We start from the raw sequence: 22,872 nt of genomic DNA, 5'->3' as shown, positions 1-22,872 counted from the left end.
CTCACCGGCCCTGTATGTACAGGGCCTCCAGGGTGTCCATGGCGTCCTTCAGAGACGCGGGCCGGGGCATCCCCGGGTCGGCCCGGCCGAGCCAGCCGGGCCCGCACGGCACCACTACGGGACTGCGGCGGGCGCCCTTCACGCCCCACCGGGCGCCCGCGACGCGCCGGGCCAGTGGCAGGCTCGCCGTGGAGCGGGACTGCGCCCACAGGACGACGGCCACCGGGCCGAGCCGGTCGACCGCCGCGAGCAGCGCCTCCGCGGGAACCGCGGATCCGAACATCCGGGTGGGCAGTCCCCGTTCGCCCAGACCGGTGTGGAGCGCCTCCAGTGCCAGCGTGTGCTGCTCCTCGGGCATACAGGCCAGGACCACCGGTCCGGGCGCCGAAGTGCGGCCGGAGTCGGCCGCGGGGCGGGCAAGGCGGCGCAGGGTGGTGGAGACGTGCCAGGACAGGAGGTGCTCCACCTCGACGTAGCGGTCCCCGGACGAAGCCCATTTGCGGCCCACGGCGTGCAGCGTCGGCAGCATCACCTCCTGCCAGGCGACCACGAGACCGTGCGTGCCGACCGCCGTGGCCAGCTGCTGCTCCACGGCGGGTGCGTCGAGTCGTACGGCGGCGCGGGCGAGCCCTTTGCACTCCCGGCGCACGTCGCCCAGGGGAAGCGGGCCCGCCGCGCGGGAGGCGGCGCCGGGTGCCGGTTCCGGCACGGCGGCGGGCGCCCGGCTCTCACCCGGGGCGCCGGGCGCGGTCTCGCGCGCGGCGCGGGCCGCCTCCGCGGGGGGTACACCGGCGGACGTGAGCCGGCACATCGTCTCCAGTACGGCCACGTCGTGCGGAGCCCATCGGCGGTGCCGGCCGTCGGGGCGGATCGCGGGACCGATGCCGTAGCGGTGGTCCCAGGAGCGCAGCGTGGTGGGCGACACGCCCAGCCGGCGGGCCAGTGCGCCGGTGGTGAGACCTGTCGCGGCATCCTGGGGCGCCGCACCGGAGCGATCCGCCGCGCTGTCGCCCGTGATGCCGTCCATGGGCCGACTCTACGACCTCGACCCGTTATACGACGCAGAATCGATGCGAGTTGATGCCGTGTGCCCGGACTCGGACGATGACAGAACCGTCGTACGCCGGATCGCGACGCCGGATCCGTTCCGTGCAAGGAGTCACCGTCATGAACATGTCCGAGTGTGCCGCTCCGGCCGCCCCGCCCACCGGGCAGCCGGACGACGAGGAACTGGTCCGGGGCTTTCTCGCGGGCGACGAAGCGTGCCTTGCGGCCGTGTACCGGCGCTGGTCGGCGCTGGTGCACACCCTTGCCTGGCGGTCCCTGGGAGACGTGAAGGAGGCCGAGGACGTCACCCAGCAGGTCTTCCTCGGCGTGTGGTCCGGCCGGCGGGGCTACCGCCCGGAACGCGGTCCGCTCGTCGGGTGGATCGTGGGAATCGCCAGGCACCGGATCGCCGACGCGCTCGCCGCACGCACCCGCCGCAGCCGACTGGTCGCCGCGGTGGACTCCTGGCCGGTGCGGGCCGATCCCGCAGACGAGCGGTTGGAGGGTGCCCTGGACCGGCTGGTGGTGCGCGCCGAATTCGCCAAGCTGGCCTCGGCCCAGCAGCGGGTGCTGCGGCTCGCCTTCTACGAGGACCTGAGCCAGAGCCAGATCGCCGAGCGCACGGGCTGGCCGCTGGGCACCGTCAAGAGCCACGCACGGCGCGGACTGTACCGGCTGAGGCGCGAGCTCGAAGTCGCCTTCGACGCGGAGGCGGTGTGACGCTCCGCGCCGCCCGCGCCCGCGACCTGGGAGTGTCCCCGTCACTCGCCGCCGGTGTCCGGGAACAGCCATGGCCCCGCACCGTGTTGCCACGAGCATGACGACGAACACGCCGAGGCCCGAGGTGTTGCGCTACACCGCCTTCTCCACCTCCCCCGACGGCGGAAACCCCGCCGGCGTCGTACTGGACGCCACCGCACTGGACGACGGCGACATGCTGGCCATCGCCGCCGACCTCGGATACTCGGAGTCCGCGTTCCTGACCGCGCCGCCGGAGGACGTGGGTGGCGAGGAGGGCAGGGCGTACACCATCCGCTACTTCAGCCCCAGGGCCGAGGTGCCGTTCTGCGGGCACGCGACCGTGGCGACCGCCGTCGCCCTCGCCGAGCGCCGGGGCCCCGGTGAGCTGGTGTTCGCGACGCGCGCCGGCACCGTGCCGGTGCTGGTGGCCGAGGAGGGCGGCACGCTCCGCGCCACGCTCACCAGTGTCGAGCCGAAGATCGAGGAGGTCACCGACACCGACCTCACGGAGGCACTGGCCGCGCTCGACTGGCCGGCCGCCGATCTCGACCCGGCCTTCCCGCCCCGTATCGCCTTCGCCGGCGCCCGCCATCTCGTGCTCGCGGCGGCCACGCGCGCCCGCCTCGCGGATCTCGCGTACGACTTCGAGCGTCTCGAAACCCTGATGCACCGCCTGGACCTGACCACGGTCCAGTTGGTGTGGCGGGAGTCGGCCACCGTCTTCCACGTCCGTGACCCGTTCCCCGTCGGCGGCGTCGTCGAGGACCCGGCGACCGGCGCGGCAGCCGCCGCGTTCGGGGCGTACGCCCGTGACCTCGGCCTGGTCCCCGAGGACACCGTTCTCACCCTGCGCCAGGGCGAGGACCTGGGCCGCCCCGGCGAACTCACGGTGACACTGCGCGCGGGCGACCCGTGTGTCCGGGTCGGCGGCGCGGGAACGCGCATCGGCTGAAGACCCGGCCATGACGGCGGTACGGACCTGGGCGAGCAGGCTCCGACACGCGCGTGGCGGCCCGACGGCATTCGTCCGTACGGCAGTTGAGTCCGGGCGCGCCGCGATCTGCCGCAGGTGACGGCGGGCGCCGTTCGAACGGTGTCCGTGGCGGCGTCTAGGCTCCCGTCCATGAGTGAGGCAGACAGAGGCACCGGGCGGCGGGTCGTCGACGGGCGCTTCGAGTTGGAGGCGCGTCTCGGCGGAGGCGGGATGGGGACCGTCTGGCGGGCCAGGGACGTGGTGCTCCACAGGCTGGTGGCGGTCAAGGAGGTCCGCCCGCCCGACCGGGACCTGGCCGAGTACGACCCCGAGGGCGCGCGCATGCTGCGTGAGCGGGTGCTGCGTGAGGCCAGGGCCCTGGCCCGGATCGACCATCCGAACGTCGTCACCATCCACCACATCGTCGACGGCGGTGAGGGCACCTACCCGTGGATCGTGATGGAACTGGTCAGCGGGGGTTCGCTGGCCGACCGGCTGGCCCGGGCGCCGATGGCTCCGGCCGAGGCGGCGCGGACCGGCCGGGGCGTGCTGGCCGCGCTCGCCGCGGCGCACGAGGCCGGTATCGAGCACCGGGACGTCAAGCCCGCCAACGTACTCCTGCGGCCGGACGGGCGTCCGGTGCTCACCGACTTCGGCATCGCCGCGATCCGCGAGGCGACCAGCCTCACCGCCACGGGCTCCATCATCGGTACGGCCGACTTCATGGCACCCGAGCGCATCTCGGGGCACGAGGGCGGAGCCGCCTCCGACCTGTGGTCGCTGGCGATGATGCTGTACACCGCCGTGGAGGGCCACCATCCGCTGCGCCGGGGCACCACCCTGGCCACCCTCGCCGCGGTCCTCCACGAGGACGTGCCGCCTCCGGTGCGGGCCGGCGCCCTCGGCGAGGTCCTGATGAGCGTCCTCGTGCGGGACCCGGCGGCGCGGCCGTCCGCAGCGGTACTGGACCGGAGGCTGGCCGAGGCCGAATCGGCTCCGGCCGGTTCCACGGCCTCGTGGGAAGAGCCCACCTCCTACCCGCTGGGCCCGCCGTCCGCCCCCGCGGCACAACCGGATCCGCTCACCTCCGCCGCGCCCGCCGGGTTCGTCGCGTCCGGCGGGTACCCGGTCGCGCCGGCTGCTCCTGGGCTCCCCGCCCCTGCCTCCACCCCCGCCGACGCGGTCCCCGCGGCCGTTCCGGCCGGGTTCGGGCCGCCGCCGGTCCTCCCCGGGCCGATCACGCTCCGGCCGGCGACCGCACCGGCACCGGCGGCACGCCGACGCGGCCCCGGCCTCAGGGGTCTGTCCGTCGTCTCGGGAACCTCGCTCGCCGCCGTCCTCCTGTGGTGGCTGCTGCCTCTCGGAGGCGACTCGGGTGACAGGGGCGCGGGCGCCTCGACGTCCACACCGGCCCCGCAGCCGACCGTGTCGCAGACCTCGACCGCCCCGGCGGCCCAGCGGTCCGAGGCGGCCCGAACCACCACGCTGCTCACCCCGGACGGCATCCGCACCGTCATCAAGGCGTTCGAGAGCGAGACCGGCCGGAACAGGTTCTGCGACTTCACCGTGTACGAGGAGTACGCCATCGCCCGGTTGATGGTCAACGGCAGCGACACCAAGTACGACTCCTACACCTACCGCCCGGGCGAGGGCGTCCAGAAAGACATCATCAAGGGTTCTCTCCTCGGCGGCGACCGGCCGATCGGTCTCGACGCCTTCGACTGGGACAAGGTCCCCGCGCTCCTGAAGGAGGCGGACAGGAAGCTGAACGTCGACGATCCCGAGAACCGCTACCTGATGGTGAGGCTGCCCAACGACCTCCGGGACTCGCCAGCCGGCATGGCCGTCTACCTGACCGGCGACTACGGCTCCGGCTTTCTGGAGGCGGACACCAAGGGCAGGGTGACCAGGGTGTTGCCCGCCCAGGACTGATTCAGCGGGAGGCCCACGGTTCACCCTGGGACAGGGTCTGCCGCGCCGTGCGCCGAGGAGACGGAGGCCCCTCCGGCCCGTACCCGAGGCGAAGCACCATCTGCGCATGGGCGCGTGACTCGCCGCCGGGCACGCGTACGAGTTTCCGGCGCAGGTCGGGCCACTCCAGCGCCTGGTGCAGGAGCGACGCGCGCAGTCCGTGGGCGGTGGCCACCAGCAGGACGCGTTCGAGGGCCTGGCCCGCGCGCAGCCAGTCGGCTCGCCGGTCGTGCGCCGTGGAGAGCACGGTGATCGACGGGCGCTGCTCGAACGGGCGGGCGGTCAGCACGCCAGGGTGCCGGTGGGCGCCGAAGTCACGCATCGGGAGCTGCTCTCTGGCGTCCTGCGGTCCCAGGGTCGCGGGAGGCATGCCGAGCGCCGCCTCGTTCGGTTCGTGCACCCAGCGGCGGCTCTCCGAAGCCCGGTCGGCGTCGACGGAGTTGCGGTGCTCCGCCTCGCGCAGCAGGCGCAGCAGGCGGTCCGTCTCACTCCTGCCGGGACGGGTCAGCACGGCGCCCTCCGTGTGGGCGGCTTCGGCGAGTTCGCTCAGCACTGCGCTGGGCGGCGGCTGCTCGGAGAACGGGAAACGGCTGCTGTGCCGACGCCACAGCATGTCGTACAGGTGGGGTGTCGAGGACGCGGCGGTGGTGCCGCCGAGCCGCACGGTCGCGAGCAGTTCGGGTTCCTCCGGGCTGGGCAGCAGCCGGGTCACCGGTTCCCAGCCGAAGTGTGCGACGGCCACCCGCAGGTTGAGGACGGCGCAGCCCACGGAGAGGTGCAGCGCACGTCCCGTCGGATCGATGTGACGCAGGACCCGGTTCGTCGAGGCACGGATCTCCAGCGTCACCATGTCCGGGTCGAGCCGGAACCGCCAGGGCTGTGTGTTGTGGATCGAGGGGGCGGCCACCGCCGCGGAGATCAGCTTCTCCAGGGTGGGGACGTCGAGAGTCGCAGGGGGCATCACAAGCACCTCCCGCCCTACGCCGACGGGGCGGCGGGTCGTTTCGGGGACGTGGCGGGCGGCTTCGTGGAGTCCGTGGCGGGGGAGTGCACGGTGAGTTCGAAGTCGACGTCGACGACTCCCTCGACGGCCCTGGCGAGCCGGGCGGCGACGGGGACCAGACCCGTGTCATGGACTCGGCCGCGGAGTTTCACGGCTCCGTCCCGTACTTCCACCCGTACGTCGGACGCCGGCGCCGGGAAGAGGTACGACACCACTTCCCGGCGGACCTCCTCCGCGATGTCCTCGTCGGCCCGCAGGAACACCTTGAGCAGGTCGGCCCGACTGACGACGCCCTCCAGCATGCCCAGTGCGTCGACCACGGGCAGCCGCTTCACCCGGCCATGGGCCATGGTGCGAGCGGCCTGGGCGAGCGTGGTGTCCGCGCGGACGGTGACGGCCGGCGCGGACATCAGTTCCCCGGCGGTCACCCCGCCCGCCTTGGCCAGGTCGGACAGGCGGCTCAGCTGCGTGCGCCGGTCGGGGTCGCTGTCGCGGAACTCCTCCTTGGGCAGGAGATCGGCCTCGGAGACGACGCCGACGACGCGGCCCTCGCCGTCCAGCACGGGCAGGGCGCTGATCCGCCACTCCTGCATCGTCCGCACGATCTCCTTGAAGCGCGCCTCGCGGACGACGGTGGCGACGGTGCGGGTCATCACGTCACTCACGGTGTGCGGGGTGCCGTGCATGGTGTGCTCCGTAGGTTGTCGGGCTTCCCGGGGCGCGGTCACAGGAGGCTGCCGCTGCCGTAGGGGGCGTACAGGTCCAGGAGGCGGGTACGGGCGGCGCGCAGCCGGTGGGCGAGGACGCTGCCCACCCAGTCGGACACCGACCGGCCCAGCGCCGGGTCGTCCCGGCACATCGAGCGGACCGCCGTCGCGTCGAACTCGAACGCGCGCACCGGCGTGGTCGTCGAGGCGCCCAACTGCCAGGTGTGCGGCGGGAACAGCCAGGACCAGCCGACGAGTTCGTTGTGGCCGATGCTCTCGATGACGGCCGCCCGCCGGCCGGGCACGCGCATGTCGAGGTCGACGGTTCCGGTGCGGATGATCCAGAACCGGTCGGCGCGTCCGCCCTCCTCGAAGAGCCGGACTCCTTGCGGGAACGACACCTCACGGGCGACCTGCATCAGCCGGTCGCGGTGCTCGGCGGGCAGCGCCCGCAGCATGCTGGGGGTGGGAGGAGTGTTCATGGCGGGACCTCCGGGGCGTGCTGACGAACCTGCCTCCCTCCAGACTCGTCCGGAGGGCCGGTCCGAGCCATGGGCCGATCGGCCCCACCACCGGGCCACGCGGGCCCGACGCGGATGTCGGTGGCGTACGGCCGGGGACTCGCGGCCTACTGGGCCCGTTCCCACTCGCGGTACGCGGCCACGGCCGTCGGCAGGGTGGGGAAGATGAGGCAGGCGCCGACGGACTCCGTCAGGCCGTACGCGTCCAGATCGTGGCGGAGGTCCTGCTTGACGCGGGCGAGGGCGAAGACGATGCCCCGGCGGGTCAGTTCGAGGCGCAGCGCGTCGACGGCGTCCAGGGCGGTGATGTCGACCTCCACATTGGCCTCCGCGTTGAGGACGAACCAGCGGACGGGGTCCTCCTGTTCGTCCACGGAGGAGAGGGCCCGGCGGTGGAAGTTCTCCGCGTTGGCGAAGAAGAGGGGCGAGTCGTAGCGGTAGACCAGCAGCCCCGGGATCGTGCGGGCCTGCGGGTAGTCGTCCACGTCGTGCATGCCGGCCACCCCGGGCACCACCCCCTCGACCGCGTCGTGCGGGCGCGCGACCCGGGACAGCAGCTCGGCGACCGACAGACCGACGGCGACCAGTACCCCGTACAGGATGTCCAGGGCCAGCACGCCGGTCAGGCAGCCGAGCGCCAGCAGCAGCTCACGGCGCCGGAAGGCCGCCAGCCGCCGGAAGCCGGCCAGGTCGATCATCCGCAGGGCCGCGTAGACGACGAGCGCGCCCAGCACGACCGAGGGCGTACGGGTCAGCAGGGGACTGAGGAAGAGCAGGACGGCGAGCACGACAGCGGCGGCGACCAGGGAGTACGCCTGGGAGCGGGCGCCGGCCGAGGAGGCGAGCGCGGTGCGGCTGGCGCTGCTGCTGACCGGGAAACCGTGCACCGCCCCGGCACCGAGGTTGGCCGCGCCCAGGGCGAGCAGTTCCTGGTTGGCGTCGAGGCCGGGGCCGTCGTCGTCGGCGGTGCGGCCGGTGAAGGCCCGCGCGGTGAGGATGAAGTCGGTGTAGCCGACGAGAAGGACACCGAGGGCGGGCAGCACCAGATGCGGCAGCTCGGTCAGGTCGGGGGCGGCCAGGCCGGGCAGCCCCGCCGGGACCTCGCCGATCACCTTGATCCCGTGTCGGTCGTCGAGACCGAGGACGGCCACGGCCGTCGTGGCGAGGACCACGGCCAGCAGGGGGCCGGGCACGGCGGGGAAGAAACGGGCCACGGTGAGGACGAAGGCGAGCAGGATCACCGCGAACAGCAGCGTGGCCAGGTGAACCTTCGACAAGTGGCTTACGAAGGACCACAGTTGGGGAAAGAAGGCGGAGCCCGTGGTGCTGACGCCGGTGAGCTTGGGCAACTGGTCCACGATCATGATCAGTGCCACGCCCGCCAGGTAGCCGACCAGGACCGGCCGGGAGAGCAGGTCCGCGACGAAGCCCAGCCGCACCGCCCACGCCACGACACACAGCAGTCCCACCGAGACCGCGAGGGTGGCGGCCAGTGTGGCGTAACGACCGGGGTCTCCCGCGGCCAGCGGACCGACCACGGTCGCCGTCATCAGCGCTGTCGTCGACTCGGGCCCGACCGACAGCAGACGCGAGGAGCCGAACAGGGCGTACAGGGCGAGCGCGGGCAGGATCGCCCACAGCCCGGCGACCGGCGGCAGCCCGGCCACACCCGCGTACGCCATCACCTGCGGCACGAGATACGCGGCCACCGTCACCCCGGCCAGCAGATCGCCGCGCAGCCAGGCCCGCCGGTAGCCGAGGAGCGCGTGGAGCCCCGGCACGGGACGGCGCCACGCGGGAACGGGTCTGCCCGGGCTCTGGGACATGGGCCTCCTTCTGCCGAATGACCTCATGATCCACGGACGGGCGGAGGACCGCGAGGACCGGGCGCCGTGAAATGCCCGCAGACAGGCGTCCCGCAGCCAACAGGCCCTGTGGGCGAAGCCGTTCGGCCCCGCGGTCATGGCCCTTCGGCATCCTGTGGTGCCCGCCTGGTGCCGCGACAGTGGATGGTGTCAGGCCATGCTCCGACCGTCCCTGAAGGGATCACCGTCGGAGCCGAGTGGCCGTCGGTGCGGGCGTCACCTGGGGTCTCGGCAGGGCCTCGGTCAGGCTCCCGTTCGTCGACCGCAACCACTGGTTGCGTTGACCGCGGGAGGAGTGGCGGGGGCCGAAAGGTCTCCGCCACCCCACATCCAGGAGTGAAGAGCATGCCCGGCGTGGACGCTTCAGAGACCCGCCGCATGATCGGGGACGTACGTCTGAAGATCGCGCGGCGGACGCTCGTACCCGGTCGACGGCGGCCGGTGCGGCAGCTCCAGCACCGGCGGCGGGACCTCGTGGTAGGGAAGCGTGCTCAGCAGGTGGGCGATCATGTTCAGCCGCGCCCGGCGCTTGTCGTCGCTCTCGACGACGTACCAGGGTGCCTCGGCGATGTCGGTGTGGACCAGCATCTCGTCCTTGGCCCGGGAGTACGCCTCCCAGCGGGTGATCGACTCCAGGTCCATCGGCGAGAGCTTCCAGCGCCGGGTCGGGTCGACGAGGCGCTGGCGGAACCGCTCCTGCTGCACCGCGTCGCTCACCGAGAACCAGTACTTGCGCAGCAGGATGCCGGCCTCGCCCAGCATCCGCTCGAAGATCGGGCACTGCCGGAGGAAGAGCTGGTGCTCCTCCTTCGTGCAGAAGCCCATCACATGCTCGACACCTGCCCGGTTGTACCAACTGCGGTCGAACAGCACGATCTCCCCGGCCGCCGGCAACTGCTCGACGTACCGCTGGAAGTACCACTGCGTGCGCTCCCGCTCGGTCGGCTTCGGCAGCGCCGCGATCCGGGCCACCCGTGGATTGAGGTGTTCCGCGACACGCTTGATGGTGCCACCCTTGCCCGCCGCGTCCCGGCCCTCGAACACGACCACCAGCCGGGCGCCCTCCGCCCGTACCCACTCCTGCAGCTTCACCAGCTCCGTCTGCAGGCGCAGCAGCTCCGGCTCGTACACCTTGCGCGGAAGCGTCGTCGTCTTCTTGCCGGCCATGCAGCCTCCACCGTCCGGGACCCGAGCCGATGACCCGGGGAGTCGCGATGCCCAGGGCGAACACCAGGACAGCAGCACCGTACTGACCGGCGACGAACCGCGCACCCCGCATGTCCACTGCCGGGCGGCGTGGAGGTCCGCGTCCGTGCCCGGTACGGACCGCGGGTCCTGTGCCGGGGGCCGTTCTCCGGATCGGCCGGGACCGATGGCCCCTCACTCCCGGCTCCCGCCCGGCGCACGATGGACCCTCCCGGCAAGACCGCCGCACCCGGCGAGAGACGGACTGGCTGATGTATCCCAACGACGGATTCCGTGAACTCGAGAGGCTGGAGTGCCTGCGCCTGCTGGCCAGGACACCTGTCGGCCGTATCGTCCACACGCGCCAGGCCCTGCCCGCGGTCCTCCCGGTCAACTTCGGCCTGGACCACGACGACGCGGTGCTGCTGCGCACCTCCGCGGACTCGGAACTGGTGCGGGCGATCGACGGGGCGGTGGTCGCCTTCGAGGCCGACGAGGTCGACGCGGCCACCCACTCCGGCTGGAGCGTCGTCGTCACCGGCTCGGCCGCCGTGGTGACCGACCCCGTCGAGCACCAGCGGCTGACCCGGACCGGCCCGCACTCCTGGGCGCCCTCGCCCGAGGAGGTCTTCGTCCGGATCGAGCCCGAACTGGTGACCGGACGGGCACTCATCGGCGGACGGACCATGTACGGCGTCGACCTCACGCCCTGACGGGTCGTCGGACAGCTGTCGCTTCAAGGCCGTTGCCCTCCCGGGCGGACTCCGGCTCCGTGGGCCGTACGGCCCACGACGACGGGACGTACGGCTCGCCCGACGGACTCGGTCGGCCCCTGCCCCCGACGGAGCCGGACGACGAGCATCGTCCGTATAGCCGCCCCGGCGCCCGGCCGGCCCGGCGGACCCGTCCACCGCGGACGAGCCCTCCGGCATCCCCTTCCGGCGGAGCACCCCGAGCACTCCCGGCGCCCGGATCACCCCAAGCACCTCAAGCACGGCACTGAAGGGAAACATGACAATGACTCTCCATGATGTGGTCGTCGGAGTGGACGGTTCGCTCGTCGCCGTTCGCGCGCTGGACTGGGCCGCGGACGAAGCGGTTCGCCGCGGAGCCGCCCTGCGTGTCGTGTACGCCGTGTCCGACCGGGACGAGGCCGGACCGGTCCTGGCATCGGCCGCCGAACGGGTCCGCGAGCGTCACCCCGGTCTGCCGGTCGTGACGACCGCCCCGACGGGTGGTGCCGTACGGGCGCTGGCACGCGAGAGCGAGACCGCGGCGCTGACCGTCGTCGGCACTCGTGGCCTCGGTGGTCTCACGGGCCTGCTGTTCGGCTCGGTGAGCGCGCGCCTGGCCGCCCGTGTGCACGGCCCGCTGCTGGTCGTCCGCGGTGATCACCCCTGCGAGGGTCAGGTGTTGCTCGGGCTGGCGGGCGACACCGACGCGGACGTGGCCGCCTTCGCGTTCCAGGAGGCGCAGCGGCGCGGTGCCCGGCTGCGTGTTCTGCACTCCTGGACCCACCGGCCGGTCACCCCGGAGCTGCCGTCGCTCGTGCCCGCGACGAGCCCAGGGCAGGAGCGGCTCGCCCGGCAGGGACGTGCCGAGGAGGCCGTGCCGCGTTTCACCACGTCCCGGCTGGAGGAGCAGTACCCCGGAGTGGGCACCGAGGTCCGCACGGTCCGCACCGGTCCTGCGCGCGCACTGCTGGAGGCCACCCGCGAGGCATCCGTCGTGGTCATCGGTGCCCACCGCCGCACCGGCCGGCTCGGTTCGCGTGTGGGGTCGGTGACCCACGTCCTGTTGCACAGGTCCCACTGCCCCGTGGTCGTGGTGCCCACCTGACGACCGGCTCCGCAGCGGAACGAACGAGCGCTCGCGCGTGACCCGCGGACCGCAGCGCACCGCACCGGAACCGGCACCGCACCGTGCTCAGGTCTCGGTGCGCTGCTCCACCGCGGTGAGCCGGATTCCGGTGACCAGATCGGGGTGAACGCGGACCGCGTGATCCATCGACTGTTGCACCCACGGATGCAACAGGGCCTGGTAGCGGGCCAGTTCGGTCGGATCGGTCACCAGATGGGCGTAGCCGGTGACCACCACGCTCCAGCCGAGGTGTGTGTCCGGATCGATGGCGTCCGCCTCGTAGGCGACGACCACGCCGGCACTGCCGGCCCGGCGGGTCAGGGCCGCGCCCTCATGGGTGCGGATGACGATGTCACCGTCGACCAGCACATGGTTGACCGGGCGGATGGACGGCAACGCGTGCTGGGTGAAGACGATCCTGCCCAGGGACACACTGCCGAGCAGCCGCAGCGCCTCGGTGCCGTCGAGCGCGATGCTCTGGCGGGGGCCGACCTGGCTCGGCCCGGTGTGGCTGGGGCGCATGGCACGCCTCCGTCTGGATTCGGCACTCACTCTTCGGCTCTCCGGTGCGGCGTCTTCGGGTCCCTTCGAGGACGGGGTGGCTGTGGTCCTGCGATGACGTGCGGGACGCTGTCCGAGTCGGCCACGGGAAGGGGCGATCAGGCCATTGGAACGGCGCCCGTGATCCGTGCGCCAGGGCCGTTCGGCCCCTGAGCGGGGCCGGACGGGTCCGTTTGGCCCGGGGCCGCCGGCCTCGGCTTTCGTCGGCGCGGCCCGGCGCAGCCGTACGGAACTGGGCGGATGCCGGTCGTGACACGGCGGGAATCAGGGCCGACCGGCCCTGGCCTTTCGGCCCCGGGGCGAGAAGGATCGTGGGTGAGGAGGCCGATTCCGTGCTCGGGCGGGCATCGGGGCGGGGGCGTGACGAGGAGCATCTGATGACGGACGGCGAGCGGCCCGGAACCGACGGCGCGACCCGGGTCTTCCTGCTGGACGACCACGAGGTGGTACGGCGAGGGGTGCGCGACCTGCTGAACGACGAGCCGGACATCACCGTGGTCGGCGAGGCCGGCACGGTGGAGCAGGCCCTGGTGCGTGTCCCCGCACTGCGCCCGCAGGTGGCCGTCCTGGACGTCCGCCTGCCCGACGGCGACGGGGTGACCGTGTGCCGGGAACTGCGCTCGCGGATGCCGGAGCTGGCCTGCCTCATGCTGACCTCGTTCGACGACGAGGAGGCCCTCCTCGACTCGATCATGGCCGGAGCGTCCGGATACGTGCTGAAACAGATCCGGGGATCCGACCTGGTGTCGGCCGTGCGGACGGTGGCCCGGGGGCAGTCCCTGCTCGATCCGAGCGCCACCTCCAAGCTGATGACCCGTCTCCGCGAGGGCCGGCAGCCGCAGGAGGAACCGGAGGCACTGCCGGGCCTGACCGACCGGGAGCGGGAGATCCTGGCCCTGATCGGTGAGGGGCTGACCAACCGTCAGATCGGTCAGCGGCTCTTCCTGGCCGAGAAGACGGTGAAGAACCACATCTCCCGGCTGCTGGCGAAGCTCGGTGTGGAGCGGCGCATCCAGGCCGCTGTCATCGCCACCCAGGCCCAGGACCGGCTCGGGCGCGACGGCCACTGACGCCGTGGGGCCGACGCCCCGTCCGGCCCGGCCCGCCCCGGAGCAGTGGTCCCCATTAGGGGTGCCTCCGGTGCGGTGGGTGGGTGCGTTCCCCGCAGGGCCGGATGGGTAGGGGACAGGGCCGTTCGGCCCAGGGTGCACGCACGGGGGGCCGCCTAGCGTTCATCCCCGTGGAGAGCCACGAGACCGCGTGGGCACGGCCGGCGGGGCACCGGGGAGGGCCGGCGGCGGCCGCCCGCAGCGTGCCGACGCGCAGCGAGCGGACCGCCGAGGGGCGCGCCGTGTCCGGCGGGGTTGACCGGGGTCACCGGTGAAACGGTGACCCCCGGCGGCCCGCTCGGCCTCCGGTGGGGGGAGGCCGGGCGGGGCTGCTGGAACCCCGGTCCGGGAGATGTCGGAACGGCGTCGGGCCTGCTGGTGTCGACGGAGGACTGCGAAGCGACGGTCATACGGCCCGGTTCGACGAGGGGACTGCCCAGGGGACTGCCGAGAGCGGCTCGGTCACGGTCCGGGGCGTGCCGGTCTCACAGTTTGAGGGTGAACCATGTGGTCTTGCCCTCGTCGGTGGGACGGACTCCCCAGTTGTCGGCGAGAGCGCGGACGAGGAGCAGGCCACGTCCGGACTCGTCGTCCGCGGTCGCCAGGCGGGGCTGGGGGAGCTGGGGGCTGTGGTCGCTGACCTCGACGGTGAGGTCGGAGGCGGTGCGGGTCAGATGCAGGCCGATGGGGCCCTCGGCGTGCAGCACGGCGTTGGTCAGGGTTTCGGAGAGCAGCAGGAGGGCGTTGTCCGCCGCTGCGGCGCAGCCCCAGGAGACGAGAGCCTTGTGGAGGAACGCGCGCCCCGCGGGTACGGACGTCGCGATGGCGGGAAGTCCGGTGGTGAGGGTGGTCAGTGGCGCGGCCGGGAGCTGGGCGAACAGCAGGGTGACGTCGTCGTTGTGGCTCTCCGGGTCGGGAAGCAGGGCGGCGAGCACATGGTCGGCGGCGGTCTCCAGACAGGGATTGTCCGTGAAGAACTTGTCGAGGACGGCCGTGAGTTCGTCGACCTTGTCCTCGATGTCGCTGCCCGGGGTTTCGACGAGACCGTCCGTGTAGAGGACGAGGGTCGCGCCGGGCGGGACGGCCTCACAGGACTGCTGGTAGAGGATGCCGCCGACGCCGAGCGGTGCGTTGACGGGTGCGGGAAGGCTGCGGACACCCTCGCCGGGGCCGACGACGAGGACCGGCAGATGGCCGGCGGAGCAGACGGTCACGGATCCGGCGTCCGGCGCGATGACCAGGTAGCAGCAGGTGACGAGCTGGTCGGGCACGGCGAGGTCGGCGACGACCGCGTCGAGGGCCTGCATGAGCTGGCGGGGCTGCATGTCGGTCTTTGCGAGCGCGTGCGCGGCCGACCGTAACTGGCCCATGACCGCGGCAGCTTCCAGACCCCGGCCCATCACGTCACCGATCAGGACGCCGACACGGCCGGCGCCCAGAGGCACCAGATCGAACCAGTCGCCGCCCACACCCGCGCCCTGGGTCGCGGGCCGGTAGCGGCTGGCCGTTGCCAGGCCGGGGATGGCCGGCGGGGTGCCCATGAGGCTGCGTTGCAGGGTCAGGGCGATGTGGCGCTGCTGCTCGTACAGGGTGGTGAGTTCGGCCTCCGCGCGCTTGCGGTCGCTGATGTCCCGCACGATGGCGCAGGCGCCGACCACCGTGCCATGGGCGTCCCGGTTCGGCCACAGCGTGACGTCGACGTCCAGCAGCACACCGGCCCTGGTGAGGCGCAGCGTCTCGAAGTGCTCGACCTTCTCTCCGTGGCGCAGGCGCTCCAGGAGGAAGCTGATCTCGTCCCGTGCCCCCGGCGGGGCGAGCAGGGTCACGTGCCGGCCGATGACCTCCTCGGCCGAGTAGCCGTAGAGCCGGTGCGCGGCGGCGTTCCAGTAGGTGATGTGCCCGTCGAGGGTCTTGGCGAGGATGGCGTCCTGGGACGACTCGACGATCGCGGCGAGTTCGTTGATCCGCGCCTCGGCGGCCCTGCGGTCGCTGACGTCGCGGACGGCGGCGGACATGAGCAGCCCGTCGGCGGTCTCCAGCGGACTGAGGCTGATCTCCACGGGGAACTCGGTGCCGTCCTTGCGGAGCCCGTGCAGTTCGAGACCGGCGCCCATCGGACGTACCTGCCGGTTGGCCGCGTAGCCGTCGCGATGCCGGGTGTGGTGGCCTCGGAAACGGTGCGGCACCAGTACCTCGACCGGACGACCGAGCAACTCCGCACGCTGGTAGCCGAACAGGGCCTCGGTCTGGGCGTTCACCAGTCTGATGGTTCCGGTGTCGTCGACGATGACCATGGCGTCGGGCGCGGCTTCGAGCAGCCCGCGGAACCGCTCCTCCGCCTCCCCCGGCCCGCCCTCGCGAACCACTGGGCCGCAGGGACACACATCCGGACGGCGGACTCCTGCCGCCTGTGCTGACTCCGCCTCGACAAAGTCGCGCATGTACGCCTCACCCGGCCGCTTTCAATGGTTCCGTGATGGTTCGGGTCATCCCAGCGCATCCACTCCCTGTCCGTCCGTGCATGTCGCTTACTGGCCGTTCGTCGGCCGAATCTGTCCACTGTTGGCTCCGAGGAGGCAGTGAGTGCCGAGTTGTCCGAGAGTCCTGTCATGCCGAGTGGACCCTGATTCCGGCGGACAGGGCGAGACGGTCAGCAGGACCCAGGACCCAGGACCCAGGGCGCAGGGCGCAGGGCGCAGGACGACAGGACCACTGGTCCCGCCGCCTCCTGCAGCCGGCGGCGCCCCTACGCGACTCCGCTCCTGGTGGGAACGGGCGTCCAGGCGCTCCTGACCGGTGTCACGGGCCGGTGGGCGACGGGCACCGCGACCACCGGCAGCGTCGCGTTCCGCAGGCATTCGCGGCCGACCGTGCCGATCGCGGGCAGTCCCTGCTGCCGGTGAGCCTTGCGTCCCAGGGCGAGCAGCAGAGCGCCGCGCGCCTGCTGGAGCAGCACTCGCGCGGGTGGGCCCTCGATCAGAACGGCCCGTACAGGACGGTCGATTCGCGCCCCGAAGGCCGTACGAACCGTCGAGGCGAGGACTTCGGCGGCCTGGTCACGCTGCTCGTCAGCGGTCGGACGCGCGGACACGGGGGCGTACGGGGCCAGGCCGGTTCCGCACGGCTCCCAGGCGTGCACGGCGACCACCTCCGCGCGCAGCACGCGAGCCTGTTCGGCGGCCCAGCGCAAAGCGGCCAGGGAGGCCTCGGACCCGTCGACGCCCACCACGATGCTGTTGTTGGCGGTGAGTCCGGTCATGGCTACCTCGCTTCGTCGATACATCGGTTCATCGGTTCATCACTGTGCGGACCTTGTCGCAATGTCTCCACGGTGGCCCGGGCCGGGCGGGGTCGGCACGGGCCGAGCGGTGCCGATCGGGGACCAAGGGTCCCTGGTCGGCGCTGGGAACCGTGGTACCGAAGCCGGGGTTCACACGTGGTCCGGTGCGTGGTCGGTCCACCGCGGCGTGTTCGCCGCGTCCGGCACCGCGTCCAGGCCCGCGGAGAACCGGAGTTGATGCCGACGGCGGTCGGGTTCGCGACCGACCACAGCACCTGCGAACGCACTGACCTGTACGACCCCTTCGACGTCACCGCTCTGCTGCGGGCCGATCGGGAGAACGTCGTCGCCGCCGAAGTCGGACGGGGCCGGTACGGCATGACCACACGCCATGGCCGGCTCCGAGTCCGAGCCCCTCACCTGGGGCGTCAACACCGTCCTCACCAACTACCCGCGCAACTTCCCCGACACGCAGATCGCCACCGGCCGGCTGCCGAGGTTCGTCCCCATGGCTGTACACGTACTACGGCAACAGCAGCCTGTTCGCCGAGCTGCCACCGTGCGCGGCCAGGTGTCCTCGGAGTGGCGCCGCCGCTCGGACGGCAGGATCGACCTCGCGGTCACCGTCCCGTACAACATGGACGCCGAGATCTGGGTCCCCACCCAGGACAGGCCCGTCACCGCGCCGCGGGGCGTCACCTTCGTACGGGACGACACGTCGGGCGGTGCGGGCTACAAGGTCTACCGGGCAGGGGTGGGGTCGTACCGCTTCAACGCCCGGTGACCCGACCTCGCGAAGACCGCCGCACCGCGCCGAGTTGTCTCCGTCGGCGCGGTGCGGCTTCGGGCGGCTCGGTCAGCCCCTGGACCGGACGGCCGCTTCAGGGGGCGGCTGCCTCGGTGAACTGGTCGGTGTCGAAGAGCTGGTTGATGTGGCCGCCGAGTTCGGACCAGTGGTGCGCGGAGAGTTCGGCGGCGGCGCGGGCGTCGCCGCCGGCGCAGACGTCGATGAGCTGATCGTGGTGTTCGATCGTGTTGCGGCCGCCGAGGAGGGTGGAGAACTTGCGGTAGAGGATGCGGTGGATCTGGGGGTGGAGCTGTTCGACGATCCGGCTGAGCATGGGGTTGTCCGCGGCCTCGGTGGGGACGGCGTGGAAGCGGTCGTCGGCGGCGAGTGCGGTGGTGGTGTCGTTGGCGGCGACGGCCCGTGCGAAGTCGCGGTTCGCCTCGCGCATGCGCTGGAGGTCCTGCCGGGTCATGACGGGCACCGCTGTCTCGATGGCGAGCCGGTCGAGGGTGCGCAGCACGGCGAGGGTCTTCTCCGCGTCGCGGCGGTTGAGGGTGGTGATGCGGGTGTAGACGCCGGGTTTCGACTCGACCAGGCCGATGTCGGTGAGGCGGGCGAGCGCCTCGCGTACCGGGGTGCGGCTGAGCCCGAGGCGCTCGGCGAGCTCACCGTCCTTGACCTTCTCGCCGGGGACCAGCTCCCCGCGCACGATGGAGTCGCGCAGTCGGTGGAAGACCTCGTCGCTGAGGAGACGGCGGGAGACAGGGCTGTCGAGTGACATATTGCGTACAGTACATCGGCCCTGTAAGCCGCCCTAGGCGGCTGCTGCTTTGGCGCCGGCCCGGCGGACCAGGGCGTGGGCCAGGACGAGAGCCGGGTCGACGAGAGGGACGTCGACGGCGTCGGCGGGAAGGCCGAGGGGGATCTCGGTGCAGCCCGCGATGACCGCCTGTGCGCCCCGCCGGGTGAGGCGCCGGGCGGCGCGGGCCAGGAGCGCGGTCGTCGCGGCGTCGTGGGTGCCCGCCTTCACCGCGTGGATGGCGGCCATGACCTCATGGTCCTGGCTGTTGCCGTCGGGCAGGACGAGACGGATGCCGAAGTGGTCCAGCCACTCCTGGTACAGGTCCGCGCGGACGGTTCCGGTGGTGGCGAGCAGACCGGCGGTGCGGATGCGGGGGCTCAGGGTGCTGAGGTGCCCGGCGACCTCGCCGATCATGTGGACGATGGGCAGACCGACATGGTCGGCGATGCGGGGGACGAAGGCGTGCGCGGTGTTGCAGGGGATGGCGATGACGGTGGCGCCGGCCTCGCGCAGGACGCGGCTGCCGTCGAGGAGCCAGGGTGTGGGGTCGGGTCCGTCGCCGAGGAGGGCCTCGGTGCGGTCGGGGATGGTGGGGTCGGACCAGATGACCGTCCGGAGGTGGTCCTGGTCGCTGGAGCCGGGCGTGGCCGAGACGAGCTTGGTGTAGAAGTCGGCGGTGGCCGCCGGGCCCATCCCGCCCAGGATGCCGATGATCTCGGGGGCGGAGACCGGGGCGGGTTCGGGAGCGGGGGTGGGCGTGGGGGTGTTCACTGCGCGGTTTCCTTCCGCAGGGGCGTGTGCTCGTGCGTGGCAGGGAGGTGGGGAGTGCCGCTGCCGTTGCCGCGATGGGCGAGCTTGGCCTCGCGCCGCTTCTCGGAACTGTCGACGGCGGCGGCGAGCGAGTTGCCGATGACGTTCACGCCGGTGCGGGCCATGTCGACGATGAAGTCCACGCCGAGCAGCAGGGCGATGCCTTCGGCGGGCAGGCCGATAGGAGGGCGAAGACGATCGCTCCGAGCAGGTTGCCCTCCCCAAACGCGGCGAAGATGTTCTTCGGTACGGCGTGCAGCAGTAGCTCGTGGAAGTCGATGCCCCGGCTCAGACCGTCCAGGTCCTCGGCGTCGGCGCCCCGCACGGGTGCGCTCTTGCCGATGTCCGCGAACCTGGCCAGGCCCACCGCGATGACCAGGATCACGGTGGTGACGAGTTCGAAGCAGAGGATGGCCTTGCCGGCGATCCGGCCCACCTTCCTGACCGACTCCGGGCGCCGGTTCGGCCGGGGGTGCCGCTGGGTGTCGGGGCTGCCTGGACGGGGGTGAGCGGTGTCCACGGATCCTCCTGCCATATGCAATATATTGCGTTCTACATGTCGATCCGCAACACTGGGCCAGAGGTGGCCACCTGTCAAGAGGGGGGAAGTGGAGCCACTGGAACCTGGTCAACGCGGTTGCGTCGCAAGGTTGTTGGCGGCAACCCCGGGTCTGTGGCCCTGTCCCCGGCCAAGGAACTCCCTCGGAGACGCCAAGAACTGATCAACGTTTGATCATGAATCGGCAACCCGAACAGGGGGGCATCGAGCCGGACATACGTTCCCTTCCGTGAACTCTGACCCAACACCCCACAGTGCCGTCCAGCCGCAGCGGACGGCACCCGTCGCTCCGGTCTCCGGCGCGACACCCCCCGCCCGGCGCTCACTCCTGCGCGCCGCGCTCACCGGGACCGCCGTTCTCGGCGCGGGCCTGGCCATCGGCGCCGAACCCGCGGTCGCCGCACCCCCCACCGCCGCTCCGCGCAAGCGGCCCACCACCGCCGAGGAGGCTCTGCGAGAGCTGGCCGCGGGCAACCGCCGCTGGCGCACCTTCCGCCAGCAGCATCCCGACGAGTCTCCCGCCGTCAGGCAGGCGCTGACGACCAGTCAGCACCCGTTCGCGCTCGTCCTCGGCTGCATCGACTCCCGGGTGCCTCCGGAAATGGTCTTCGACCAGGGCCTCGGCGACCTGATGACCATACGGAGCGGCGGCCAGGTCCTCGACGAGGCCGTGCTCGGCAGCCTCGCGTACGGCGTGCTCGAACTGGGGATCCCCCTGCTCATGGTGCTCGGCCACCAGTCGTGCGGAGCGGTGAAGGCGACGGTCCAGGCGGACGAGTCGGGCGAGGCACTGCCCGCCCACATCCAGTACCTGGCCGACCAGATCAGGCCCGCCATCGATCACAGCAAGACGGGCGACGCGCGCGTCGACGCGACGATCGACGCCAACATCCGGCTCATACGGTCCCGGCTCGCGGCGGAACCCGACCTCGCCGCAAAGGTGGACTCCGGCGCCCTGACCATCGTCGGCGCCCGCTACGAGCTGACCACCCAGCGGGTGCACCGCATCGGCTGACCGTCGTACGGCCGGAAGTCGGCCGCGGTGGACCGCCCCCGCGGCCGACTTCCCAGCCCCGCACACCGGGGAGCCTGCCGATGCGGCCACCCGGTGTTCGTATGGATGGTGAGGCGCCGGCGCCGGGCCGGCCGATGCGAAGGGCTGTGATGAGAATGGCCGGGGTACGGACACTGCTCACCGGCAGGGGCCTGGTGGAGTCCCCGCGCTGGCACGGCGACCGCCTGTACTTCTCCGACTGGTCCGCCGGCGAGGTCATCTCGGTCGACCTCGCCGGCCACGGCGAAGTGATCGCCCGGGTGGCGTCGTTGCCGCTGTGCACCGCCTGGCTCCCCGACGGCCGTCTGGTGATCGTCTCGTCCCCCGACGGGCTGCTGCTGCGCCGAGAGCCGGACGGCACCCTGGTCACTCACGCGGACCTCGGCCGGCCCGGCTGGAACGACATCGTGGTGGACGGTCGCGGCAACGCCTACGTCAACCGCGCAGGCTTCAACCCGATGGCGGGCGAGGAGGTCAGGCCGGGTTTCGTCCACCTGGCCACACCCGACGGCTCCGTGCGCCAGGTCGCCGACGACATCGCGTTTCCCAACGGCATGGCGGTCACCCCCGACAACTCCACCCTGATCGTCGCGGACTCCTACCGCCACCACCTGGTGGCCTTCGACATCGGCATGGACGGCACCCTGTCCAACCGACGCGTCTGGGCCGACCTCGGGCAGGGCACCCCGGACGGCATCTGCGTCGACGCGCAGAACGCCGTCTGGTACGCCGACGTCCCCAACCGGCGGTGCGTGCGCGTCGGCGTGGGCGGGACGGTCCTGCAGACCGTGACGCTGGACCGCGGCTGCTTCGCCTGCGCGCTGGGCGGTCCCGACGGCATGACCCTGTTCATCGTGGCAGCGCAATGGCAGGGCATGACCGAGCTCGAGCCGGTGGCGCCGGGCACCGGTCAGGTGCTCACCCTCCAGGTCGCCGTGCCGGGAGCGGGCTGGCCGTAGCCCACCGGCGCCGCCCGGCGCCCGGGGCGCGCCTTCCGGCGCACGTGATCAGCTGATGCACAGCACCCCGAGCAGGCACAGCTCTGAGGACGACGAGGAAGACGAGGACGTCGAGGAGGACTCGGAGGGCGACGGCGTCGCCGACGACGTGTCCGTGCCGGATGTGCTGGTGCTGTCGGTGGCTGAGGTCGTCGGCGAGTCCGTGGCCTGCGTGGTGTTGTCGGCTGTGGCATCGGACACGGTGGAGCCCGCCTGCGACTCGGTCGAGCCCGTCACCGCCGACAGCGGAACCGTGACGCTCTTCTGGTGGACCACCTGGCCGACCGGCGTGGCCCGGGGCGTCACGGCGGCCTGTTCGTGCGGCGAGTTCGTCGTGGCGGACCGGACGGCGGAGGAGGGGTGCCCGGCCCGGTACGTGTCGCCAGGCGTCGAGGGGACGGGAGTGGGCTCCGTGACCTGATCCTCCGCGATCCCCATCGGCACCCTGTCCGGCGCGGAGGCCGCCTGCGTCCGGTCCGGGGTCTGGCGGCTCATCGAGGAGACGGTCATGCCTCCGCCGACCAGGGCGACCGCGGTGGCGACCAGGGCCCTGCGCTGCGTCTTCTTCCAGCGTTCCCGCTGACGGCGCCGTGCCGCCCGGCCGTTCGGCGCGGGGGAGGAGGGGACGTCCGGGTCGTCGTACGGATGCTCCTGCGGCGTCCGGCCGTCGCTCTCGGCGCCGGCGTCCGGGTCGTTCCACAGGTGGACGGGGACCTGCCGTGGTGTCGCGTCCACCGCGGTTGCCGGTGCGGGCGTTCCGTCGGCGAGGGGAGCGATGTCCGGGGCGTAGGCGCCGCACCCGGGGCACACCAGGGCGCCGTTGAGATGCCGACAGCACGTGGAGCAGTAGTCCATCTACGGTCTTCCTGTATTCGCGTTCGCACGGGTGAGCGAGCCGGGAGCAAACGTAGCGACGCTTTCGAGAGCGTGTGTGCAGCCTGTGTGACACTCCTGCGCAGATGCGTTCGGTGTTCGGCCGTCGTACGACACATCTGCGCGCCGTTTCTGCTGGATGCCCGAATTCTTCCGGTGTGCGCGG

Annotated in this window: 24 protein-coding genes; 9 read left to right on the top strand and 15 right to left on the bottom strand. The window is 72.2% G+C overall.

What is annotated here, in order from left to right:
* Position 1: 1 nt before the first annotated feature.
* The gene (locus OG595_RS01940) at positions 2-1,027 is read right to left on the bottom strand and encodes a MerR family transcriptional regulator (RefSeq protein ID WP_329267099.1); all 1,026 of its coding nucleotides are present in this window, start codon (positions 1,025-1,027) and stop codon (positions 2-4) included.
* Positions 1,028-1,167: 140 nt separating this feature from the next.
* On the opposite strand from OG595_RS01940, the gene OG595_RS01935 reads away from it, so the two are divergent.
* From OG595_RS01935 to OG595_RS01925, 3 genes are all read left to right on the top strand, one after another.
* Positions 1,168-1,767, top strand: coding sequence for a sigma-70 family RNA polymerase sigma factor (locus OG595_RS01935; protein WP_329267098.1), 600 nt, complete (start codon positions 1,168-1,170; stop codon positions 1,765-1,767).
* A gap of 97 nt (positions 1,768-1,864) precedes the next feature.
* Positions 1,865-2,740, top strand: a complete 876-nt coding sequence (locus tag OG595_RS01930) for a PhzF family phenazine biosynthesis protein (protein ID WP_329267096.1) — start codon at positions 1,865-1,867, stop codon at positions 2,738-2,740.
* A gap of 171 nt (positions 2,741-2,911) precedes the next feature.
* Complete coding sequence (locus tag OG595_RS01925) at positions 2,912-4,693, top strand: serine/threonine-protein kinase (protein ID WP_329267095.1); 1,782 nt, start codon at positions 2,912-2,914, stop codon at positions 4,691-4,693.
* A 1-nt stretch (position 4,694) separates the two neighbouring features.
* Here OG595_RS01925 and OG595_RS01920 read toward each other — a convergent pair whose 3' ends face one another.
* The 5 genes from OG595_RS01920 to ppk2 form a co-directional block, all read right to left on the bottom strand.
* Positions 4,695-5,693: an Acg family FMN-binding oxidoreductase gene (locus tag OG595_RS01920; protein WP_329267093.1), complete on the bottom strand. Its 999-nt coding sequence runs from the start codon at positions 5,691-5,693 to the stop codon at positions 4,695-4,697.
* Between the two features lie 17 nt (positions 5,694-5,710).
* Positions 5,711-6,421, bottom strand: coding sequence for a CBS domain-containing protein (locus OG595_RS01915; RefSeq protein WP_329267091.1), 711 nt, complete (start codon positions 6,419-6,421; stop codon positions 5,711-5,713).
* A gap of 38 nt (positions 6,422-6,459) precedes the next feature.
* Positions 6,460-6,924 carry a cyclic nucleotide-binding domain-containing protein gene (locus tag OG595_RS01910; RefSeq protein WP_329267090.1) on the bottom strand — a complete coding sequence of 155 codons (465 nt, stop codon included), beginning with the start codon at positions 6,922-6,924 and terminating at the stop codon, positions 6,460-6,462.
* Positions 6,925-7,070: 146 nt separating this feature from the next.
* Positions 7,071-8,789, bottom strand: coding sequence for a SulP family inorganic anion transporter (locus OG595_RS01905; protein ID WP_329267089.1), 1,719 nt, complete (start codon positions 8,787-8,789; stop codon positions 7,071-7,073).
* A 402-nt stretch (positions 8,790-9,191) separates the two neighbouring features.
* Complete coding sequence (gene ppk2 / locus OG595_RS01900; RefSeq protein WP_329267087.1) at positions 9,192-9,995, bottom strand: polyphosphate kinase 2; 804 nt, start codon at positions 9,993-9,995, stop codon at positions 9,192-9,194.
* A 290-nt stretch (positions 9,996-10,285) separates the two neighbouring features.
* Between ppk2 and OG595_RS01895 the strand changes: the two genes are divergently transcribed.
* Both OG595_RS01895 and OG595_RS01890 read left to right on the top strand, forming a co-directional pair.
* Entirely contained in the window at positions 10,286-10,726 is a 441-nt protein-coding gene (locus tag OG595_RS01895; RefSeq protein WP_329267086.1) for a pyridoxamine 5'-phosphate oxidase family protein, read from the top strand.
* A 304-nt stretch (positions 10,727-11,030) separates the two neighbouring features.
* The gene (locus OG595_RS01890; protein WP_329267084.1) at positions 11,031-11,852 is read left to right on the top strand and encodes a universal stress protein; all 822 of its coding nucleotides are present in this window, start codon (positions 11,031-11,033) and stop codon (positions 11,850-11,852) included.
* An 87-nt stretch (positions 11,853-11,939) separates the two neighbouring features.
* Here OG595_RS01890 and OG595_RS01885 read toward each other — a convergent pair whose 3' ends face one another.
* The gene (locus OG595_RS01885; RefSeq protein ID WP_329267082.1) at positions 11,940-12,395 is read right to left on the bottom strand and encodes a pyridoxamine 5'-phosphate oxidase family protein; all 456 of its coding nucleotides are present in this window, start codon (positions 12,393-12,395) and stop codon (positions 11,940-11,942) included.
* A 416-nt stretch (positions 12,396-12,811) separates the two neighbouring features.
* Between OG595_RS01885 and OG595_RS01880 the strand changes: the two genes are divergently transcribed.
* A complete protein-coding gene (locus OG595_RS01880; protein ID WP_329267080.1) occupies positions 12,812-13,504 on the top strand; it encodes a response regulator transcription factor in 693 nt (230 codons plus the stop codon).
* A 524-nt stretch (positions 13,505-14,028) separates the two neighbouring features.
* On the opposite strand, the gene OG595_RS01875 is transcribed toward OG595_RS01880, so the two are convergent.
* The 3 genes from OG595_RS01875 to OG595_RS01865 form a co-directional block, all read right to left on the bottom strand.
* Entirely contained in the window at positions 14,029-15,909 is a 1,881-nt protein-coding gene (locus tag OG595_RS01875) for a PAS domain S-box protein (protein WP_329267078.1), read from the bottom strand.
* A gap of 380 nt (positions 15,910-16,289) precedes the next feature.
* Complete coding sequence (locus OG595_RS01870) at positions 16,290-16,802, bottom strand: universal stress protein (protein ID WP_329267077.1); 513 nt, start codon at positions 16,800-16,802, stop codon at positions 16,290-16,292.
* 171 nt (positions 16,803-16,973) lie between these two features.
* Positions 16,974-17,216 carry a hypothetical protein gene (locus OG595_RS01865; protein WP_329267076.1) on the bottom strand — a complete coding sequence of 81 codons (243 nt, stop codon included), beginning with the start codon at positions 17,214-17,216 and terminating at the stop codon, positions 16,974-16,976.
* Here OG595_RS01865 and OG595_RS01860 point away from each other — a divergent pair.
* Positions 17,215-17,607 carry an alpha-L-rhamnosidase C-terminal domain-containing protein gene (locus OG595_RS01860; RefSeq protein ID WP_329267074.1) on the top strand — a complete coding sequence of 131 codons (393 nt, stop codon included), beginning with the start codon at positions 17,215-17,217 and terminating at the stop codon, positions 17,605-17,607. The two genes, OG595_RS01865 and OG595_RS01860, sit on opposite strands and share 2 nt — an antisense overlap.
* A gap of 97 nt (positions 17,608-17,704) precedes the next feature.
* On the opposite strand, the gene OG595_RS01855 is transcribed toward OG595_RS01860, so the two are convergent.
* The 4 genes from OG595_RS01855 to OG595_RS01840 are packed head-to-tail and all read right to left on the bottom strand — an operon-like array spanning position 17,705 to position 19,742.
* Entirely contained in the window at positions 17,705-18,391 is a 687-nt protein-coding gene (locus OG595_RS01855) for a GntR family transcriptional regulator (protein ID WP_329267072.1), read from the bottom strand.
* A 33-nt stretch (positions 18,392-18,424) separates the two neighbouring features.
* Positions 18,425-19,183 carry an aspartate/glutamate racemase family protein gene (locus tag OG595_RS01850; protein ID WP_329267070.1) on the bottom strand — a complete coding sequence of 253 codons (759 nt, stop codon included), beginning with the start codon at positions 19,181-19,183 and terminating at the stop codon, positions 18,425-18,427.
* Positions 19,180-19,365 (bottom strand): hypothetical protein, encoded by a 186-nt coding sequence (locus OG595_RS01845; RefSeq protein ID WP_329267068.1) that lies wholly within the window; start codon positions 19,363-19,365, stop codon positions 19,180-19,182. The genes OG595_RS01850 and OG595_RS01845 overlap by 4 nt, the downstream gene beginning before the upstream one ends.
* Entirely contained in the window at positions 19,329-19,742 is a 414-nt protein-coding gene (locus OG595_RS01840; RefSeq protein WP_329267066.1) for a cation:dicarboxylate symporter family transporter, read from the bottom strand. The genes OG595_RS01845 and OG595_RS01840 overlap by 37 nt, the downstream gene beginning before the upstream one ends.
* Before the next feature lie 268 nt (positions 19,743-20,010).
* Between OG595_RS01840 and OG595_RS01835 the strand changes: the two genes are divergently transcribed.
* Both OG595_RS01835 and OG595_RS01830 read left to right on the top strand, forming a co-directional pair.
* Positions 20,011-20,796 (top strand): carbonic anhydrase, encoded by a 786-nt coding sequence (locus tag OG595_RS01835; RefSeq protein ID WP_329267064.1) that lies wholly within the window; start codon positions 20,011-20,013, stop codon positions 20,794-20,796.
* A 149-nt stretch (positions 20,797-20,945) separates the two neighbouring features.
* Complete coding sequence (locus OG595_RS01830) at positions 20,946-21,794, top strand: SMP-30/gluconolactonase/LRE family protein (protein WP_329267062.1); 849 nt, start codon at positions 20,946-20,948, stop codon at positions 21,792-21,794.
* A gap of 48 nt (positions 21,795-21,842) precedes the next feature.
* On the opposite strand, the gene OG595_RS01825 is transcribed toward OG595_RS01830, so the two are convergent.
* Complete coding sequence (locus tag OG595_RS01825) at positions 21,843-22,688, bottom strand: SCO2400 family protein (protein ID WP_329267060.1); 846 nt, start codon at positions 22,686-22,688, stop codon at positions 21,843-21,845.
* Positions 22,689-22,872 lie beyond the last annotated feature (184 nt).

Origin of the sequence: Streptomyces sp. NBC_01451 (assembly GCF_036227485.1) — a bacterium.
Taxonomy (GTDB): domain Bacteria; phylum Actinomycetota; class Actinomycetes; order Streptomycetales; family Streptomycetaceae; genus Streptomyces.
Note: the sequence above shows the minus strand (reverse complement) of the source record. Positions and strands in the feature narration are given on the sequence as shown.

Coding starts and splice junctions, on each gene's coding strand:
- OG595_RS01830 (WP_329267062.1), top strand. CDS start 20,946: ATGAGAATGGCCGGGGTACGGACACTGCTCACCGGCAGGGGCCTGGTG.
- OG595_RS01855 (WP_329267072.1), bottom strand. CDS start 18,391: ATGTCACTCGACAGCCCTGTCTCCCGCCGTCTCCTCAGCGACGAGGTC.
- OG595_RS01930 (WP_329267096.1), top strand. CDS start 1,865: ATGACGACGAACACGCCGAGGCCCGAGGTGTTGCGCTACACCGCCTTC.
- OG595_RS01935 (WP_329267098.1), top strand. CDS start 1,168: ATGAACATGTCCGAGTGTGCCGCTCCGGCCGCCCCGCCCACCGGGCAG.
- OG595_RS01885 (WP_329267082.1), bottom strand. CDS start 12,395: ATGCGCCCCAGCCACACCGGGCCGAGCCAGGTCGGCCCCCGCCAGAGC.
- OG595_RS01825 (WP_329267060.1), bottom strand. CDS start 22,688: ATGGACTACTGCTCCACGTGCTGTCGGCATCTCAACGGCGCCCTGGTG.
- OG595_RS01865 (WP_329267076.1), bottom strand. CDS start 17,216: ATGGCGTGTGGTCATGCCGTACCGGCCCCGTCCGACTTCGGCGGCGAC.
- OG595_RS01890 (WP_329267084.1), top strand. CDS start 11,031: ATGACTCTCCATGATGTGGTCGTCGGAGTGGACGGTTCGCTCGTCGCC.
- OG595_RS01905 (WP_329267089.1), bottom strand. CDS start 8,789: ATGTCCCAGAGCCCGGGCAGACCCGTTCCCGCGTGGCGCCGTCCCGTG.
- OG595_RS01870 (WP_329267077.1), bottom strand. CDS start 16,802: ATGACCGGACTCACCGCCAACAACAGCATCGTGGTGGGCGTCGACGGG.
- OG595_RS01915 (WP_329267091.1), bottom strand. CDS start 6,421: ATGCACGGCACCCCGCACACCGTGAGTGACGTGATGACCCGCACCGTC.
- OG595_RS01895 (WP_329267086.1), top strand. CDS start 10,286: ATGTATCCCAACGACGGATTCCGTGAACTCGAGAGGCTGGAGTGCCTG.
- OG595_RS01940 (WP_329267099.1), bottom strand. CDS start 1,027: ATGGACGGCATCACGGGCGACAGCGCGGCGGATCGCTCCGGTGCGGCG.
- OG595_RS01860 (WP_329267074.1), top strand. CDS start 17,215: ATGGCCGGCTCCGAGTCCGAGCCCCTCACCTGGGGCGTCAACACCGTC.
- OG595_RS01920 (WP_329267093.1), bottom strand. CDS start 5,693: ATGCCCCCTGCGACTCTCGACGTCCCCACCCTGGAGAAGCTGATCTCC.
- OG595_RS01880 (WP_329267080.1), top strand. CDS start 12,812: ATGACGGACGGCGAGCGGCCCGGAACCGACGGCGCGACCCGGGTCTTC.
- OG595_RS01925 (WP_329267095.1), top strand. CDS start 2,912: ATGAGTGAGGCAGACAGAGGCACCGGGCGGCGGGTCGTCGACGGGCGC.
- OG595_RS01910 (WP_329267090.1), bottom strand. CDS start 6,924: ATGAACACTCCTCCCACCCCCAGCATGCTGCGGGCGCTGCCCGCCGAG.
- ppk2 (WP_329267087.1), bottom strand. CDS start 9,995: ATGGCCGGCAAGAAGACGACGACGCTTCCGCGCAAGGTGTACGAGCCG.